15 protein-coding genes and 2 tRNA genes are annotated in these 17829 nt (G+C 45.5%); 3 read left to right on the forward strand and 14 right to left on the reverse strand.

All coding sequences use genetic code 11. The features are described 5' to 3' along the window. Positions 1-5: 5 nt before the first annotated feature. Complete coding sequence (locus tag KH180_RS03990; protein WP_290756707.1) at positions 6-1733, forward strand: FUSC family protein; 1728 nt, start codon at positions 6-8, stop codon at positions 1731-1733. Between the two features lie 169 nt (positions 1734-1902). Beyond that, entirely contained in the window at positions 1903-2799 is an 897-nt protein-coding gene (locus KH180_RS03995) for a glycyl-radical enzyme activating protein (RefSeq protein ID WP_290756708.1), read from the forward strand. A gap of 67 nt (positions 2800-2866) precedes the next feature. Here the strand turns inward: KH180_RS03995 and KH180_RS04000 are convergent, their stop codons facing one another. Then, positions 2867-3616: a DeoR/GlpR family DNA-binding transcription regulator gene (locus KH180_RS04000; RefSeq protein ID WP_290756711.1), complete on the reverse strand. Its 750-nt coding sequence runs from the start codon at positions 3614-3616 to the stop codon at positions 2867-2869. Between the two features lie 184 nt (positions 3617-3800). Between KH180_RS04000 and KH180_RS04005 the strand changes: the two genes are divergently transcribed. Then, complete coding sequence (locus KH180_RS04005) at positions 3801-4631, forward strand: prepilin-type N-terminal cleavage/methylation domain-containing protein (protein ID WP_290756714.1); 831 nt, start codon at positions 3801-3803, stop codon at positions 4629-4631. An 85-nt stretch (positions 4632-4716) separates the two neighbouring features. Here the strand turns inward: KH180_RS04005 and KH180_RS04010 are convergent, their stop codons facing one another. The 13 genes from KH180_RS04010 to KH180_RS04070 form a co-directional block, all read right to left on the reverse strand. Continuing rightward, positions 4717-4884 carry a hypothetical protein gene (locus KH180_RS04010; RefSeq protein WP_290756717.1) on the reverse strand — a complete coding sequence of 56 codons (168 nt, stop codon included), beginning with the start codon at positions 4882-4884 and terminating at the stop codon, positions 4717-4719. A 56-nt stretch (positions 4885-4940) separates the two neighbouring features. Continuing rightward, positions 4941-5846, reverse strand: a complete 906-nt coding sequence (gene metA / locus KH180_RS04015) for a homoserine O-acetyltransferase MetA (protein ID WP_290756718.1) — start codon at positions 5844-5846, stop codon at positions 4941-4943. Between the two features lie 37 nt (positions 5847-5883). Beyond that, positions 5884-7839: an NAD-dependent DNA ligase LigA gene (gene ligA / locus KH180_RS04020; RefSeq protein WP_290756720.1), complete on the reverse strand. Its 1956-nt coding sequence runs from the start codon at positions 7837-7839 to the stop codon at positions 5884-5886. Continuing rightward, positions 7829-8566, reverse strand: a complete 738-nt coding sequence (locus KH180_RS04025; protein WP_290756723.1) for a pseudouridine synthase — start codon at positions 8564-8566, stop codon at positions 7829-7831. The genes ligA and KH180_RS04025 overlap by 11 nt, the downstream gene beginning before the upstream one ends. A 102-nt stretch (positions 8567-8668) precedes the next feature. Further along, a complete protein-coding gene (locus KH180_RS04030) occupies positions 8669-8866 on the reverse strand; it encodes a copper chaperone (protein WP_290756726.1) in 198 nt (65 codons plus the stop codon). A gap of 34 nt (positions 8867-8900) precedes the next feature. After that, the gene (locus tag KH180_RS04035; protein ID WP_290756729.1) at positions 8901-10502 is read right to left on the reverse strand and encodes an MBL fold metallo-hydrolase RNA specificity domain-containing protein; all 1602 of its coding nucleotides are present in this window, start codon (positions 10500-10502) and stop codon (positions 8901-8903) included. A 2-nt stretch (positions 10503-10504) separates the two neighbouring features. After that, positions 10505-11572 (reverse strand): GNAT family N-acetyltransferase, encoded by a 1068-nt coding sequence (locus tag KH180_RS04040; protein ID WP_290756732.1) that lies wholly within the window; start codon positions 11570-11572, stop codon positions 10505-10507. Then, positions 11573-12127: a 2-C-methyl-D-erythritol 2,4-cyclodiphosphate synthase gene (gene ispF, locus KH180_RS04045; protein WP_290756734.1), complete on the reverse strand. Its 555-nt coding sequence runs from the start codon at positions 12125-12127 to the stop codon at positions 11573-11575. It lies immediately after the preceding gene. A 348-nt stretch (positions 12128-12475) separates the two neighbouring features. After that, positions 12476-12549 (reverse strand) — tRNA-Met (locus KH180_RS04050). A gap of 27 nt (positions 12550-12576) precedes the next feature. Beyond that, positions 12577-12649: transfer RNA gene (locus tag KH180_RS04055), tRNA-Val, on the reverse strand. 141 nt (positions 12650-12790) lie between these two features. Next, the gene (locus KH180_RS04060) at positions 12791-14113 is read right to left on the reverse strand and encodes a C39 family peptidase (protein WP_290756735.1); all 1323 of its coding nucleotides are present in this window, start codon (positions 14111-14113) and stop codon (positions 12791-12793) included. A 38-nt stretch (positions 14114-14151) separates the two neighbouring features. Next, positions 14152-16683 (reverse strand): AAA family ATPase, encoded by a 2532-nt coding sequence (locus KH180_RS04065; RefSeq protein ID WP_290756738.1) that lies wholly within the window; start codon positions 16681-16683, stop codon positions 14152-14154. Then, positions 16680-17816: an exonuclease SbcCD subunit D gene (locus tag KH180_RS04070; RefSeq protein WP_290756740.1), complete on the reverse strand. Its 1137-nt coding sequence runs from the start codon at positions 17814-17816 to the stop codon at positions 16680-16682. Before KH180_RS04070 ends, KH180_RS04065 begins: the two co-directional genes overlap by 4 nt. Between the last annotated feature and the right edge of the window lie 13 nt (positions 17817-17829).

Here is a 17829-nt window from a genome sequence, read left to right on the forward strand (position 1 = left end):
TTCCATTGAATGTCAAGCTTAAAGAAATAATGGTTTCCTGCAGGAAAAGCCTGAAGAAAAATTTTAAATTTGCAACCCTGGACTTTTTGTTTATTATTACTTTCGTCACTGTCTTTCAGAAAATATTCGGCATGGAAAATTCTATTGTCGGTGTTATTTTTACGATTATGATGGCTTCATCCATGCTGAAAGACATGACATCCTCGCCCATAAAGCATCTGGCAGGACAGACTGCAATTCTGGTATGCATGGCTGTTTCAGCATGTTTTGTGAACACGCTGCCTGCTGTTTTTTCGTTCCCTCTGAATTTGGGAATGATATTTTTGATTCTCTATGTGTTTACCTATGAATATTCCAGCCATCTTTACTTTCCGTACATACTGTCCTATTTGTTTTTGATTTTTATCTCACCAGCTGCACCGGATATGCTGCCGAAGCGTCTTGCCGCCATGATTACCGGTGCTGTATGCATCATCCTTTACCAGTTTGTCATGGGCCGTAAAAGAGTTGCCGAAACTACGAGAGATGCATTGTCCGACATGATCGATGAAACCTTGGGACTGATCAGATATAAGATCTGCGGAACCGGCTCCCCTGACTGTCCTGAGGATATAAGAAAAAACCTGTTCCGCTTAAGCCGGATGGTCTATGACCGGAGAAAAAAAGCTCTCTGCATCTCTGATGCAAATTTTGCCGTTATAGATTCAGGGCGGGGTGTAGAGCATCTGTTTCTCCTTTTATCAGAACTCAAAGGACCCATCCCTCCCTGCCTGTCAGGACTTCTTCAATCTGTATCTGACAGGCTCCGGCTCTTCCAGAAGTATATTAAACGTCAGACAGAAGAACTCCCTCCCCTGACTCGGTCTGGTTTTCTGTCCGGATATGAAGATCCAATAGCGCAGGAACTTTTCGACGGGCTTAACTATCTGCAGGATCATCTGCTTCGTATGTCTGACCCTGAAAAGAGAACCCGGTACCGGCCGACCGCACTTTCTCTTTCTGTCCAGCTGAAGGCAGCACTGGATATCAGTCCGGTAAGACTTGTCTATGCTCTGCGGGTGGCACTTCTTCTTGCATTTTCAACGCTGCTCGTTCAGTCGCTGCATTTAGCCCACGGCAAATGGCTTTTATTTACCATCGCTTCCGTCTCTCTGCCGTATGCAGATGACATCGGACAAAAGGCCAGGAAAAGATTTGCCGCTACAGCCATCGGAGGACTCTTTGGACTGCTGCTGTATGCCGCTGTCCCATCTATGGCCGGCCGCACTGCAGTGATGATGTTTTCCGGGTACCTGTCCTTTTATTTCTCTGATTATACGGGAACCTTTGCCTGCTCCACTGTCGGCGCCCTGGGTGCCGCTGTCTTTACAGACGCATTTGGATGGGGTAATGTAGGAAAAATGCTGACGATCCGTTTTGGTTATATTTTAGCGGGAATTTTCATCGCACTCATCTTCAACCGCCTGATTTTTCCGTTCAGCCGGAGACTTGCCACCGAACAGCTCTGGAATAAATATGCTTCCACCACAAAACTCCTGACACAGATCTGCAGACAGGAAAATATAGACACACAGCTTTATTACAGCCTGATCATCCAATCACACTTGCTGGAGGAAAAGCTCGGAAAAAATACAGAGGATGAGGGCTGGGACAAAATGAAAAATCTGCTCCCGAAATGCCGGGAAAGAGTAAGAAATGCCCACAGAAAAAGAGCAGGTGTACAGACAGCATAAAAATATCCGCGGAGCCTGTTCTTCGTTTTATCGTGATTATATTACATTTGAAACTTATTTTTATTTTATTGAAAATATCATTTACTTTTATTTATTCTTATGATAAAGTTCTGATATAGAAAAACACTGTCAGATATTCCGCTTTGTTTCCGGAAAAGGAGGGTTTCAATTGAAAGCAAATATCTTCAATATTCAAAAATTCAGTATCCATGACGGTCCCGGTATCCGGACCGCGGTATTTTTTAAGGGCTGTCCGCTGCACTGCCGTTGGTGCTCCAATCCCGAATCCCAGTCATTTCACACGCAGATCCTATGGGACCCCGGAAAGTGTCTGCACTGCGGTCTCTGCCAGCAGTCATGTCCAACAGGAAGCATTCATTTTTCAGACGGCGGAAGCTTCCAGTTCCGTCATGAAAGCTGTGAGGGCTGCCTGGCCTGCACAAGACACTGCCCGGGAAATGCACTGGAATACATGGGAAAAATGATGTCAGTTGGCGAGATTATGAAAGAGGTTCTAAAGGATAAAGACTTCTATGAAGAATCCGGAGGCGGTATCACACTGTCCGGCGGAGAAGTCATGGCACAGCCGGAATTTGCCGCACTGCTCCTTTTGGAATGTAAGAACCAGGGATTACATACGGCTTTGGAGACAACCGGCTATGCATCCCATGAAGTTTTTGTTTCAGTGACTGAACAGGCTGACCTGCTTTTGTTTGACATGAAGCACCATGACAGCAAAAAACACCGGCTCTACACCGGTGTGCCAAATGAAAAGATTATTGAAAATATGAAATGGGCAGTGCAGCATGGCAAAGAGGTAATTGCCCGGATTCCTGTCATACCGGAAGTCAACGATTCTATTGAAGATGCCCGTGAATTTTCTGCTCTTTTACGTCAGATCGGCATCACCCAGGTCAATCTCCTTCCCTTTCATCAGTTCGGACAGAATAAATATGAACAGCTGCATATGAACTATGAAATGAAGGATGTAGATGCCCTGCACCCCGAAGATCTTACAGAATATGCCGGAATATTTGAGGCAGAAGGACTTTCCGTTAAGTTCTGATATTCCCACGGACAAATCTGTTTACAAAAAAGGAGAACTCTCTAAGTGATGAGATTTCTCCTTTTCTTTATTCTGCCGTCTTCACTGTCACATGGTTTTCTTCCAGAATCATTCTGGCATCCTCAGGAATTCCGGCATCTGTGACCACCATATTGATCTGGTCCAGTCTGCATTGAAGCACAACTCCCTGCTGCAGGAACTTGCTGGAATCTGTCAGGATGATAGAATGTTTTGCTGATTCCGCCATATTTTTCATAGCTTCCGCACGCATCATATCTCCGCATGTAAATCCTGCCTGAGGAATAAATCCGTCCGTTCCCATAAAAAACTTGTCCACATAAAATTCTCTGGCACAGGTTCTTACAAGAGGGCCGACCATGACTTCAGATTCTTTCTGGTAATCTCCCCCTAAAAGAACAGTTTTCCCTGCGGCAGACTCCCGGATATGCCTTGCGATAAATGCTGAGTTTGTAATGACCGTGACATCCTTTTTTTTCTGTGCAAGATACTCTGCCAGCAGCGCACAGCTGGATCCTGACTCGATCATAACCGTCTCCCCGTCTGAGACAAGTTCCGCCGCTTTTGCGGCAATTTTCACCTTTATATCGTACCGGACAGCCATACGGTTGCTGATGTCGTCTGTATTACAGATCACTGCATATCCATGCTCTCTTTTCAGCAGTCCCTTTTCCTCCAGCGCATCCAGGTCCTTCCTGATCGTTACCTGTGATACACCCAGAGTTTCGGACAGCCGGTTGACTTCTATTTTTTTCTTTTCATTTACTATTTCCAGTATTTTTGTCTGTCTCTCCGTCATGTGTTCACCTCTTTTTTCTTCTATAATACCATATTTAAATTTCATATACAATTTGATTTCTTTTCAATTAAAAGCGAAAGCTCTTATGCTGCTGCCTGTCAAAAATCCTTGGGTTTATCTATACCTGAATATGGGCAGATATGCTATACTAAAAGAAATAAGGGGGAAGGGGGCTTTCTATAAAATGGCTAAGCATAAACAAAATATAAAGGGATTCACTCTGGTGGAACTCATCGTGGTTCTTCTGATTCTTGCTATCCTTCTGGCTCTTCTGATTCCGTCTCTGATCGGCTATATTACGAATGCCCAGAAAAAAGCCTGTCTGGTTAATAAGGCCGGACTTTTAAGAGATCTCACTGCGGATGAGATTTATGAACTGGAGGGGGCCGGAAAGTATGATACCGCGTATCTGAAGTCTCTGGCCGGCAAATCAGAATATAAATGCCGCCAGGGCGGGCCTTATGATGTGAGCCGAGGCTCTGACGGAAGTATTGTCATCATCTGCAGCAAGCACGATAAGGATTACAATTTCAATATGAATGAGGCTCTCAACTATATTATGGAGAATGATCCGGACACTGCCAAGCTGATCAGCAGTTATATGACTAAAAATATTGACTCCTCTTCCGGAACTGGAAAGGCTTACGAAAACCTGCTGAATGCCCTGGGCAAAGCCGGATTCAACGCAGGCCAGGCAGGTGTTAATTCCTGGTCCTTCCAGGGAAAAGGAAGCAGTTACTATCTCTACTGGACAACAGAGGATATCACAAACAAAAGCCCCGGAGATAAGGTGAAGGTTATCCGGTACAATTCTGCCAGAGGCACCTACACTGCCGGATATGTGGTTATAAGACGTGAAACCCTGTCTGGTTCCGACTCATCAGACGGAAAACCCCGTACTTATAATGTCCTTTCGCGAAGTGACAATGACTGGCAGGAGTATACCGGAGTAAAACAAAGCGATGATGACAAGAAAAACTATTCAAAGATCTATCAGATCTTTAAGAATATGTAAGTCCTGGTCTCATGCTCAGAAATTAAATACCTCAAAGGGAAACCACGTCCATCGGCAGCAGATGGACGTGGTTTTGGTTTATGTTCTATTCTTCATCATTATGTTTTTGATCCATGAGTGTCCCTGCGGCTAATCCTATGCATAAGCCCAAACTGATGCCTATGGCCAATTGATTAAATATGCTTCCAAAGGCTGCTCCAAAGCACAAACCAAGACTTAATCCCAATGAAATATAATTCTTATCTTCGCCCATAAAACATTCTCCAATCTCTTGATCTCCCCGCTGATACCTCTCATACATACTTCTGTTTACAAATCGTAAGGGGTTGCCTGATAAACGTAATAATTCAGCCAATTATAATACATTGCATTGGCATGGCATCTCCATGACTTTACAGGGCCCTTCTTCGGATCATCGTCCAGATAATAATTCTTCGGTATCTCCGGATTCAGCCCCCGGTTAATATCCCTTACATATTCCTGATGCAGGGACATGACATCATATTCCGGATGCCCCGTAACGAAAATCTGGCTTCCGGTTTCATTTAAGATCAGATACGGCCCGGTCTCTTCTGATTCTGCCACAACGGTCAATTCTTTGCACTGTCTGATTGCCTCGCCGTCCACACCGGTGTTTCTGGAATGCGGGACATAAAAATAATCATCAAACCCTCTCACTAAAGGCGTCTTTTTATGAAGGGGGTAATGACGGTAAACGCCGGATATTTTCTGGTCCAGTACATTCTTCCGGACATTGTAGTGGTAATAAAGGCCTGCCTGGGCTGCCCAGCAGATATGTAAGGTGGAGGTGACATTCTTTTTTGTCCATTCCATGATCTCTGCCACCTCATCCCAATAGTCCACATCCTCAAATTCCTTCAGTTCCACAGGAGCACCGGTTATGATCATACCGTCAAATTTTTTGTCCTGCACGTCTTCAAAGTAGACATAAAACTTCTCCATATGAGACTCTGGCACATGAGTCGGTTCATAGGAGGCCGTCTTTAAAAAGGTAATATCAATCTGCAGCGGAGTATTGGAAAGGCTCCGGAGCAGATGCAGTTCCGTATCCAGCTTATTCGGCATCAAATTTAAAATAGCAATTCTCAGCGGCCGGATATCCTGGGTGACTGCCCGGTCTGTGTCCATCACAAAGACGTTTTCCTCTTCCAGTATAGCTCTGGCCGGCAGGTCTGTATCAATTCTAATCGGCATAATTACACGCTCCTTTGTTTTCTGCTTCTTTTCTTATTTACTTGATCATATCCATAAATTCTTCTTCGGTAATGATCGGAATTTCCAACTCTCTTGCTTTTTTATTTTTAGATGAGGAAGAATGAATATCGTTGTTTATCAAATAGTCTGTTTTCTTTGTCACAGATCCGGTCGCCTTTCCGCCCAGCATTTCGATCAGTTCCTGAAGCTGCTTCCGGTTTTCATAATGGTTTAAAGAACCTGTGATAACAAAGGTTTTTCCTTCCAGTTTTTTCTCTGTATCCGGCTCCTTCTGTTTCTCTATCTCAACATACTGAAGCAGTCCGTCTACGGTCTGACTGTTATTGTCCAGACGAAAATATCCGCTGACAGACTCGCCGATGATCGGACCGATCCCGTCAATCACTGTAAATTCTTCTGCCTCCGCATTCCGGATTGCATCCAGATCATCTCCGAAATGCCTGCAGATCAGTTTAGCGTTGGAAAGTCCTACATTGGCAATTCCAAGTCCGTACAAAAACTTAGGCAGTGTAGTTTTTCTTGACCGCTCCACTGCATCTACAAGATTATCAAAAGACTTCTCACCAAAGCCTTCCATCTCCACAATCTCTTCTTTATGATCCTTTAATGTAAACAAATCATACAATTCACTCAAAAGGCCTTTTTCCATCAGCTTGTGCAGAGAGGCTTCTGAAAGCCCGTCCACATTCATAGCGTTTCTTGACACAAAATGTGAAAACAGTTTGATCTTTTTAGCGCTGCAAAACTGATTTGGACACACCAGGGTGCGGATTCCGTTTTCTTCCTCAATCTCTGTCTTCCCGCCGCAGGCCGGACAGGTCTCAGGGATCGGGGCATTGCCGCTCCTGGTCTGGTTTTCTGCCAGCTGGGGAATGATCATGTTGGCTTTATATACAGAAATCTGGTCCCCGATGCCCAGTTCCAGTTCTTCCATGACACTGATGTTGTGGAGGCTTGCCCGGCTTACCGTAGAACCTTCGAGTTCCACCGGATCAAATATGGCTACCGGATTAATAAGTCCGGTTCGGGAAGGGCTCCATTCGATTTCCTCTAACGTTGTTTCTGCAATCTCATCTGCCCATTTAAACGCAATGGAATCCCGCGGAAACTTAGCTGTTGTTCCGAGACTTTTTCCGTAAGCAATGTCATCATAGATCAGGACAAGTCCGTCTGACGGCTGATCACTGCTTTCTATAGATTTAGAAAAGTGTTCCACTTCTTGAGCTATTGTATCTCTTCTCACAGTGACATAATCCACTACATCAAATCCGAGTTTCTTTGCCCAGACAAATTTTTCTTCCACTGAATTGTGAAAATCCACATCCGGCACGTCTCCTACGGAAAAGCCATAAAAACGGACGTTTCGTTTTGCTGTCACTTCATTGTTCAGCTGTCTTACGGAACCGCTGCAGAGGTTTCTGGGATTTTTGTATCTGCTGTCCAGATCTTCCATCTCCTCGTTCATCCTCTGGAAATCAGAATAATGGATCACTGCCTCTCCCCGGATAACAAGAGTTCCTTTATATGCTATTTTCTTCGGCAGATTCACAAAGACTTTCGCATTGTTTGTCACGACTTCTCCCACTTCCCCGTTTCCGCGGGTTACAGCCTTTAAAAGCACTCCGTCCTGATAGGTAAGGACGATGGTAAGCCCGTCCAATTTCCAGGACAGCAGGCCCTTTTGATCTCCCAGCCAGTCTTCCAGTTCCCCTACCTCTTTCGTCTTGTCCAAAGAGAGCATCGGGGACGAGTGGGCCTCTTTTTCAAGTGATGTCAAAAGTTCATATCCCACATGGACCGACGGGCTGTCTGCCAGTACAGTATCTGTCTCTTTTTCTAATTCTAAAAGCTCATCATAGAGCTTGTCATATTCATAATTGCTCATGAGCTCTTTATTTTCCTGATAGTAGGCTTTCGATGCCTGACTCAGGATATGAATCAGCTCTTTCATTCGGTCAAATTTATCTTTCACAGGTCAGTTCCTCTTTTAACTTTTTTATTTCCTCCGGCGTAAGCTTCCGATAGGATCCTTCTTTCAAACTGCCAAGCCTGATATTCATGACCCGGACTCTTCTTAGTTTGGTAACCCTGTAGCCAAAATATTCACACATTCTGCGGATCTGCCGGTTTAACCCCTGGGTCAGAATGATTCGGAAACTCTCTGGGCCCTCTTTCTTCACACTGCATTTTCTCGTGACTGTATTCAGATCAGAAAGCGGCACTCCGTTTCTCATTCCCTGGATAAAATCACTGGTGATCCGTTTATTGACTGTCACCTCATATTCCTTTTCATGATAGTTTCTGGCCTTCATAATCTCATTGGCTGCGTCACCGTCATTCGTCAAAAGAATCAGTCCCTGGGAATCCTTGTCCAGGCGGCCCACCGGATAGATTCTGGAAGGATATCCCACAGCATCAATGATATTGTTCTCTTCCTCCTTGCTGGAGGTACAAACAATACCTTTCGGCTTATTATAGGCCAGATATACAATCTGGCGGTTCATCCGGACCGGTTTTCCGCCGAAACATACTTCCTGTCCTTCCGTGACCTTTGTTCCCGGTTCCGCCGTCTTTCCATCTACCGTCACTTTCCCCTGTTCAATATAAAAATCAGCCTGCCTTCTGGAACAAAGGCCTGCCTGGCTTAAATACTTATTAATCCTTATGGCGGAGGATTCACTCCGTCTTTCTTCCTTCATGTTCTCTCCTGTTTCCTTCCGTTTTTCGTACTTTACGATTGTACCACGATTAACCCGAAAATGCACGTTCCCATGAACGGTTCCCGGATTATCCGGGGTATTTTACATCTCCTGTACAAAATACCCCAGATCCCCCAATATTTCTTTTGCTTTTTCTATCACATCGTCATCATCCTCCGGAAGAATGATACTTTTTTCATGCAGTTCTACTTCCGCCTCAATTCCAGCGTCCATCAGTCCGATTTTGATCCGGTCCACACAATGGTCGCACATCATCTCGTCGGATTTTAAAACTTTCATTTATTTCCTCCTTGCAGTCCCTTTGTTCTTTCTGTCAGCGCTCCCACTTGTCGCAGAGTGCATTGATCTGATCTGCAAATTTGGCCAGATCTTTATTGGCACCGCCCTCACTCTTTCGGATCACGGACAGCAGACGCTCACCTGCCGCCAGAAGTCTGGCAAATACAGCATTGGCTCTCCTTGTTCCTTTTCTGCTCTCCGGCACCTTCTTCGGTGCAACACGAAGAATCCATTCCCCTGTCTCCAGATCAAAAATATCGCCGCTGTACGGTGCTTCTGCTTTCATTCCATACTCTTGTTCCAGATAGTCTGCAAAAATATTGCAGGTCTCATCTTCCCCGTGAACGATAAAAAACTTCTCAGGTTTTTCTTTGAATGCTGACGCCCAGACAGACAGCCCATGTTTGTCTGCATGGCCGCTCATCCCTTCCAGACGCACCACCTCGGCCTCTACTTTGATTGTCTCCCCGAACAGCCGGACTTCATCCGCACCTTCCACAAGGGCGCGCCCCAATGTTCCATAAGCCTGATAGCCTACAAAGACAACCGTATTTTCGGGCTTCCATAGATTATGTTTCAAATGATGCCGGATCCGTCCGGCCTCACACATACCGGACGCTGAGATGATCACTTTCCGTTCTTCATCAAAGTTGATCGCCTTGGAATCGTTGCTTGTAATGGATAATTTCAAATTTGAAAAAGTCAGGGGATTAATGCCCTGATTGATCAGTTCCATGGCTTCCTCATCAAATGTATCATGGATATTGTTCTGAAATACAGTGGTTGCCTCTACTGCCAGAGGGCTGTCTACATACACAGGGAAATCACCGTGATTCCTTACCCTGCGCTCCTCCTTGATCTGGCGGATATAGTAAAGAAGCTCCTGAGTCCTTCCCACGGCAAAAGAAGGGATGACTACATTCCCGCCTCTGTCAAAAGTCTTTTGAATCAGTTCGGCCAGTTCCCCGACATAATCTGGATGATTCCCGTGGTACCGGTCGCCGTATGTGGATTCCATGACTACATAGTCAGCCTGTTCTGTATAATGAGGGTCTTTAATCAGCGGCTGATCATTGTTTCCGATATCTCCGGAAAAGACAAGTTTTTTCTGTACACCTGATTCTGTCAGCCACACCTCGATGCTTGATGACCCAAGCAGATGTCCGATGTCCGTAAACCGGATGCTGATGCCCCGGCTGACCTCGATTTTTTCATTGTACTGGCATCCCACGAACTGTTCCATGACATTCACTGCATCATCCATCGTATACAGCGGCGGCTCCTCCGGCTTTCCTGACCTTCTTGCCTTCCGGTTCTTCCATTCTGCCTCAAATTCCTGAATGTGGGCACTGTCACGCAGCATAATATCACAGAGATCCTTTGTAGCTTTTGTTGTGATAATATTTCCCCTGAAACCATTTGCATACAGAAGCGGAAGCAAACCTGAGTGATCAATATGTGCATGGGTCAGCAGAACAAAATCAATGTCTGCAGGATTGACAGGAAGTTCTGCATTTTCATATACGTTTTTCCCCTGTTCCATTCCATAATCAACCAGAAAGCGCTTTTGGCAGGCTTCTACATAATGACAGCTTCCTGTCACCTCATGGTCTGCGCCGATAAAAATTATCCTCATAGTCATACCTCCTCAGTGATATATACAGCGTCCATTGGTATCAGCTCTTTTAAACACGGATACATCTCCAGAATCTCTTCTCCCTCGTATCCAAAGACTGCTTTAGACAATTCACCGATCGTCAGCTCTCCCTCCGCCTTCTCCTCCGTTTTTTGAATCTTGGTTCCATCTTTTGAAGGAGAAAACAAAAAAGTGCCGCTGTTTTTTTCAATGATCGGATCTTTGATTGTCAATATAAACTCTCTGCCTGTTCTGCCTTTCAGACAACGGCACAGAGCTTCCAGACAAGTGATACGGAACATGATCTTCGGTACCCTCGTACCCTTTTTGAGACATCCAGCAGATATTTCAATCTTTTTTCCGGGAAATGAAACTCTCAGCATGTCAAGAAAGCTTTCTTCCTCTCCAGCAAAACCCAGACGGACATAGACGGTATTGTCCTCTCTTCCGTATGCAAACACACCTGATATCCTGCCATGCTCCTTCCATACCATCAGACTGCCGCCCTGGCTCTCAGCCTCCGCAGCGGCCTGCCGCAAATATGCCGCATCCATCACTGTATAAATATCATATGACTGTATCTGCCGGTTTAAGAACTCAAGAACTTTTTCTGTATCCGCCTCCCGAAAGGGTCTAACCTCTCCAGCCGGTATTCCCTCCGCCCCGATGATCTCAGTCTCCGTCCAGTCCATGACAAACACAAAATCAAACGGCTCATAATAGGCTCTGTCTGCCGGCATCAGATAGGTGAACGGTTCCCCTCTCTCTGCCATATCGTTGAGTACTTTAAAAAGCATGTTCCTCATGACACCTTTTCTGCGCGCTTCCTTTTTTGTAGCCACTGCTACAATATAATGGGCATCAAACTCACAGTCTGAGATCTTCATCCGGTAAGGATTCAGATGAATCATGCCCACAGGAGAACTCCCGTCCCATGCCATAAGCACCTGATTTTTGGGATATACCACATCAAAATAGTAATCTGCAAACGTCTGCGGATCATGAAAAATATCCTGGTACATCCGGCAGATCAATTCCCTGCGGCTTTTGTCATCGTAAACAAGCTCCATCTATTCCCCTTTCCGGCAGCCTTGGCATCCCTGGCATCCTGTCTGTCCGCCCGGCCTCAAAACATCTTCATAGATAAAATTATCCACAGGCGTTAGCATACACACTGCATTGGCGCTGATGCCAAGTCCTTCCCCGGTAAATCCCAGATGTTCTTCTGTCGTTGCCTTTACATTTACCTGTTTTCTGCCGATTCCCAGTGCCCCGGCAATATTTTCTGCCATATTCTCAATATAAGGTGCCAGCTTAGGTCTCTGCGCAATCACAGTGGCGTCTACATTTTCAATAATGTAGCACTCTTCCTCCACCAGCCTCCTGACTTCCTTTAACAATTCCATGCTGTCAGCTCCCTTGAACTTAGGATCTGTGTCAGGAAAATGTCTCCCGATATCTCCCAATGCAGCCGCTCCGAGAAGAGCATCACTGACGGCATGCAGAAGCACATCTGCATCTGAGTGCCCCAGAAGTCCTTTTTCGTATGGGACATGCACGCCTCCTAAGATCAAAGGGCGTCCTTCCACCAGCTTATGCACATCATATCCCATTCCTACTCTCATATCCCATACCTCGCTTTCAAATAATTCTGCCTATTTTATAGAGTATTCCATTTTCTTTATTATAATATAATTCAATACAAGATACAAAAAAGATTTAAGAAACATAAGGAGATTCGCAGAACTTTCCTAGGTAGAATAAAGTGGACAAGCCACTTCATCTCCCCAATCCCTCACTCTTTGAGGGGCTTGGTCACTTTGCGCGCCAAATGTGATTTGCCAAAGGCAAATAGATTCCTTGCGCATTTGTGCGCATCCTGCACGGAGTGCTTTTTATTGCGTAGGGGATTCTGAAAGAATTTCCTACGCAATAAAAAAAGACATGTTATAGTTATATAACATGTCTTTTCATAGCGATGAGCAGATTCGAACTGCTGACACTACGGGTATGAACCGTATGCTCTAGCCAACTGAGCTACATCGCCATATCTTTATGCGTTCCGCATAAAGAATGGGACCAATAGGGCTCGAACCTATGACCCTCTGCTTGTAAGGCAGATGCTCTCCCAGCTGAGCTATGATCCCTTGTCTCGCGACAAGATTTAGTATATAAAATAATGCGAAAAATGTCAACAAGTTTTTTTAAATTTCTTTAAAAAAATTTCCGGAGATAGAAAAACAGCCCGAAAGTCCTGTCTTATGGAACTTCGGGCTGCATTATGTTTCTTACTGTTTCAGGAAATCAGAGAGTGTCGGTCCTTCGCTTTTTTCCAACGGATGTGTCATCTCCCAAAAAGTTTGGCCGATGGCTTTTGTCTGAAGTTCATCCACGATAGTCTTCAATGGATACTCCTTTGTCTCCTCTTTCTTTATTTCCACAGATACACGGTCCTTGGCGTCAATGTCAAGCAGCGTTACAAAGCTTTCTTTGGTTACGACAGTTCCCGGCTTCAGCGGTACGATTACACTCTGATTCTGGGAAAGAACTGCTTTCAGATCATCATAACGATGTTTCTTTTGAAGCTGTTCCTTTGTCTCTTTTGCCTTTTCCTTGGCCTTTTTAGCCTTCAGTGCAGCTTTTTCTGCCTTTCCTGGTTTATAAATCTCCCAGAACGGTCCGCCGGCAGATGCAGCCTTAGACTGCTCTATCACATCTTTTAAATGGTACTTATATGTACTGCGCTGTCTGCTTCCCACGTCTGCCACTGTCACCTGATCTTTGTCATCAATAGCGACCAATGCAATAAAATGTCCGCCTCTGGTAAAATACCCGGGACCCATAAGCCCCACTACCGGATGCTTCTTCTTCAGAGCATCCCGGATCTTTTTATAATCAGTTCCCAGGCCGCTGCATCCAAGCTGATAATTCTTCGCCAACGCCGGCACCACTTCATGGGCGGAACCAGCATTGCTGTAGTAGCCATGCTCATATGCCCAAATCGTTGTGTCCAGCGGAGTTACCCATTTCTTTGTCAGCGAACTGATGCAGACTGCCATAGCAGTTGGTCCGCAGCCGCTGCTTTTGATGCAGTAACCGTTCTGATTCCATGCAGCGTCTCCCTGGTTGAAATAAACAAATCCTGCAATTGTCTCCTTCTTATCCTTCATGCTGAGACGTGTGTCATTGTAAATCTTAGGGATAATGTTGGAAACAACCTTTTCTTCTTTGAGCTTCTTGTTCTTTTTGAGCTTTTTGACCTTGTTCTTCTGTTTGATCTTTTTTGTCTTTTTCTTAGGAGCTTTGACTGTATTTTTCTTTTTCTCTGTCTTTTTCTTGTCTGTCTGAGTTGTCGTTTGCTCCTGTGCCGTTGTCTCCTGATGTTGCTGCGCCGTAGTTGCAGTCTCTGCTTCAGAGGCTGTGGTCGGCGTGGTCTCAGCGGCAGTTGTCTGCTCTGTTGTTGAGCTCTGTTCTGTTGTCTTTGCTGCTGTCGTTGCTTCTGCACTATGTGCAAATGCATGGCTGCCTGCCGCAAGGCAGATACAGAGTACCGCAAAGCAGATGGATTTGATGCGCTTCTTCATTCTGTATTCACTCCTTAGCTCACTCATTTATTCTCCATCCCCCAGATTTCATTATAATCCTTTTCTCACAATTTCTCAATGAAACTCCCTATATTTTTCCTCCGAACTACGATTTTTTGCCCGATCCTTTCAGAAAGTTCAGGGACATGGGAAATAATACCGATCATCCGGCTGGCTCCGGACAGCTCCTGCAGGGAAGATACTGCCTGTTCCAGCGATTCACTGTCCAGAGAACCAAAGCCCTCATCCACGAACAGCACCTCGATCTCAATACCGCCGGCACTGTTCTTAATGATGTCTGAAAGCCCCAGAGCCAGGCAAAGAGCCGCCTTAAAAGACTCCCCTCCGGAAAGTGTTTTAACGGATCTGCGCCTTCCGGTGTAATAGTCCATGATCTCTATTTCCAGATTATCCTTTTTCCTTGCATCTGTGACAGTCTCACTCCGGAACATTTCATACCGTCCCCCTGTCATTTTTAAGAATCTTATGTTTGCTGCCTTTAAAATATCCTGAAAATATGTGATCAAAACAAACTGTTCAAAGGTCAGGCGCAGCGGGTTGTCCCCTTTTAACAGCCGGTCCACATCTCCCACAATGCCGTATGTCTCCTCCAGCTGTTCTCTTTTTTTCTGTTTTTCTTTCAGAGACCGCAGTGCCTGCTGTCTCTGATGACTGGCAACCGCAAGCTGTTCTCTTAAATTCTCCGTCTTTTTTATATCTTCTTCCATGGCTTTCAGCTCATCCTCACCGATCTGATGCCGGTCCAGGCCAGCCTTTTGTCTCATTTTTTCCTCGTAGGAAGTCCTGCGTTCTCCAAGCAGTGTATGCGCCTTGGAAAGAGCTGTCAAAAGTTCAGCACTCTCTGCTTCCTGCCGCTCCTTCCTGCATTCATATTCCTGAACTTCTCCTGTAAGCCGGTCATGCTCTTTTTGAAGGTCTCCTGCCGTATCTGACATTTGGAATTCGGTACGGAAAGCCTTGAGCTGCCCTTCTTTATTCACAAGATCTTCTCTGATCTCTGCAAGCTTTTCTTCTTCCTCCTCAAGGGAAAGCTTTTCCATAGAAAGTACTTCAGCCTTTGTGATCTTTTCCCAGTCCGGTTCATCTCCCAGCTCTTTCTGCCTGTTTTTCCATTCCGCCTCTGCCGTATTTTTCTGCTCCTTCAGCTCCAGCAGTTTCTTATATGATTTCCGAAGAATTTCTTCGGCTTCTTCAGCCCGTTTTTTCTGATTCTCCACCTGCTGCCTGTCCGGAACTTCCGACGGAATTAGGGCAGGATCCGGATGGGATACAGAACCGCACACAGGACAGGGGCTACCTTCTTTCAGCTCCTTTGCCAAAATCCCGATGCTGCCCGCATAAAATGAGGACTGAACATCCATATAGGCTTCCTGTTCTTTTCTGCGGTTCTCCTCCGCTGTCCGGTACTCACACTCAGCCTGTCCAAACTGTTCTCCAAGACTTTCATATTTTTCCTTGGAATGTATAGTCTCTGCTTCTGCACGGAGCCATTCCTGAAACAGGGCTGCCTCCGTCCTTTTTGCCTGCTGCAGTTCCCGTGCTTTTGTTTCCTCATACACTGTCTTCAGCTGCTGAAACTGGTCCAGACGGCCCTGCATCTCCTTTAAGACCCCAAGCCGTTCCTTTTTTCGGTCCATGCAGCTCTTAAGGCTTTCCGTCTCCTCTTTTTGCTCTTTGAGCTTTTCCCGCTTTTCAGAAAGTCCTTCTGTCTCCGCCTCCAGACTGCTGATCTGTTCAGATAATTCCTTTATTTCCTGTTCTGTCTTCCGGTACTGATCAAAAACCTGCTTTTTAGAATCATATACCTCTTTTTGGCGGCCTATATTATCTTCTGTCTTTTTTGCAAGTCTTTTGATTTCCCGGCATTCTTCCTCCAGGCATTTGATCACAGCTTTAAAATCTCTTTTTTCTCTTGCCTCCCGGTATGTGTCCTCTTCTTCTGAAAGCTCTGCAGCCTCCTCCATTTTATTTGTCAGTTCCCTGATTTCACCCAAAAGGGCCCTTGCCTTTTCCCCTGCCAATGCCTGGATTCTTTTATAGATCTGCGTATGAAAAATGGAGCGGAAGACCTCTGCCCGCTCACTGGATCTGGCTACCAGCAGTTTTTGAAACTCTCCCTGAGCCAGCATAGAAATCTGGCGGAATTGGTCATAATCGATCATCAGGAGACGGGATAATTCCTCATTGACCTTTGCCGTACCGGCTTTTACCGTTCCATCCGGCAGGGTCAAAACTGCATCTTCTTTCTTAACCGTCATGCCGGACCCTCTTTTTTTAGCCCTCATATATTTTGGATGCCGTTCCACACGGTATTTATTATTTCTGTGGATAAACTCAAGGATCACATAGGTATCTTCCTTCTGTGATGCAAAGTCGCTCCTCAGGCTTTCCTTTGTCCGGACACTTCCGCTTACTTCTCCGTAGAGAGCATAGGTCAGGGCATCAAAAATAGTAGTTTTTCCGGATCCTGTAGGCCCCGTAATTAGGAAAAGGCCGCCCTGAAGGCTTGAAAAATCAATGCTGTTCTTTTCCGGGTACGGTCCCCAGCCGCAGATTTCAAGAAACAATGGTTTCATCTGTCCATGCCTCCTTCCTCTAAAAGCTGTTTCAAAAAGTCCATTCTTTTTTCTTCTTTTTCTCCTGAAGTCAGCAAAAGAAAGGCTTCTCCCAGCTCCAGCGGCGTCTTCTCCCGGACATCGGCAGTGATATCGTTATCACCGGATTTCTGTCTCTTTTCTATGCTCAGCTCCATGATATTCGGATAAGATGCACGCAGCTTTTCCATAGGATCCGCCAGTTCTTCTTCATCAGTAAGCACTGCACTGATATAATCTGAAGAGTCAGCCGCCGCAATGACCTCCGGATTCAGGAGATTTTCAAGTCTGCCTTTAATACGGCGCATGTTGTGCTTGGGAACCAGCGGATAAACTTTGACAAAAATCTCTCCCTTTTGCTTCATGTCTATGAGTGTTACAGATTTCTTATGAAACTCTTCTGAAAAAGAATATTTTAAAATAGAACCGCTGTACCGCACAGTATCCTTACCTGCTCTCTGAGGGCCATGAATATGCCCCAGCGCCACATAGTCATAATCCTCAAACAGAGAATAAGATATCTGGTCTGCTCCGCCCACACTCAGCTCAAGTTCTGAATCTGACTGTTCCACCGGCTCTGTCCCAGTGACAAATTGATGGGTGACCAAAACATTTCTTACTTTTGGGTCGATCTGATGGCGCTTAAGGACAGCACTCATTGCCTCCTCATAGGTACGGATTTCATCCTCCGGATAGAATGCCTTTGCCTCTGCAGGCTTAAAATACGGAAGCAGGTGGAGCATCACAGTTCCATACTCATCTTCCAGTTCAATGGCCGGAAACTCTTTTTTTAATGTCCCCTCTACATAGACCTTCTGCCGCCCGAAAAGTTTCTGCCCGAATTCCAGTCTTTCCCCTGAATCGTGATTTCCTGCCACTGCAAATATAGGTATCATAAGCTCTGAGACTTCCGTCAAAAACCAGTTAAACAATGTCACTGCCTCTGCAGGCGGAATGCTCCGGTCATAAATATCTCCTGCCAAAAGGAGCCCGTCAGCGGGCTCCTTTTTCAGCAGATCCAATACCTGGGTCAGTACATATCTCTGGTCTTCTATTAAATTCATTCCATTGACCGTCTTGCCTATATGCAGGTCGGCCATATGCAAAAGCCGCATATGTTTTATTCTC

It is taken from the genome of Anaerostipes sp. (assembly GCF_018381315.1).
Taxonomy (GTDB): Bacteria; Bacillota; Clostridia; order Lachnospirales; family Lachnospiraceae; genus Anaerostipes.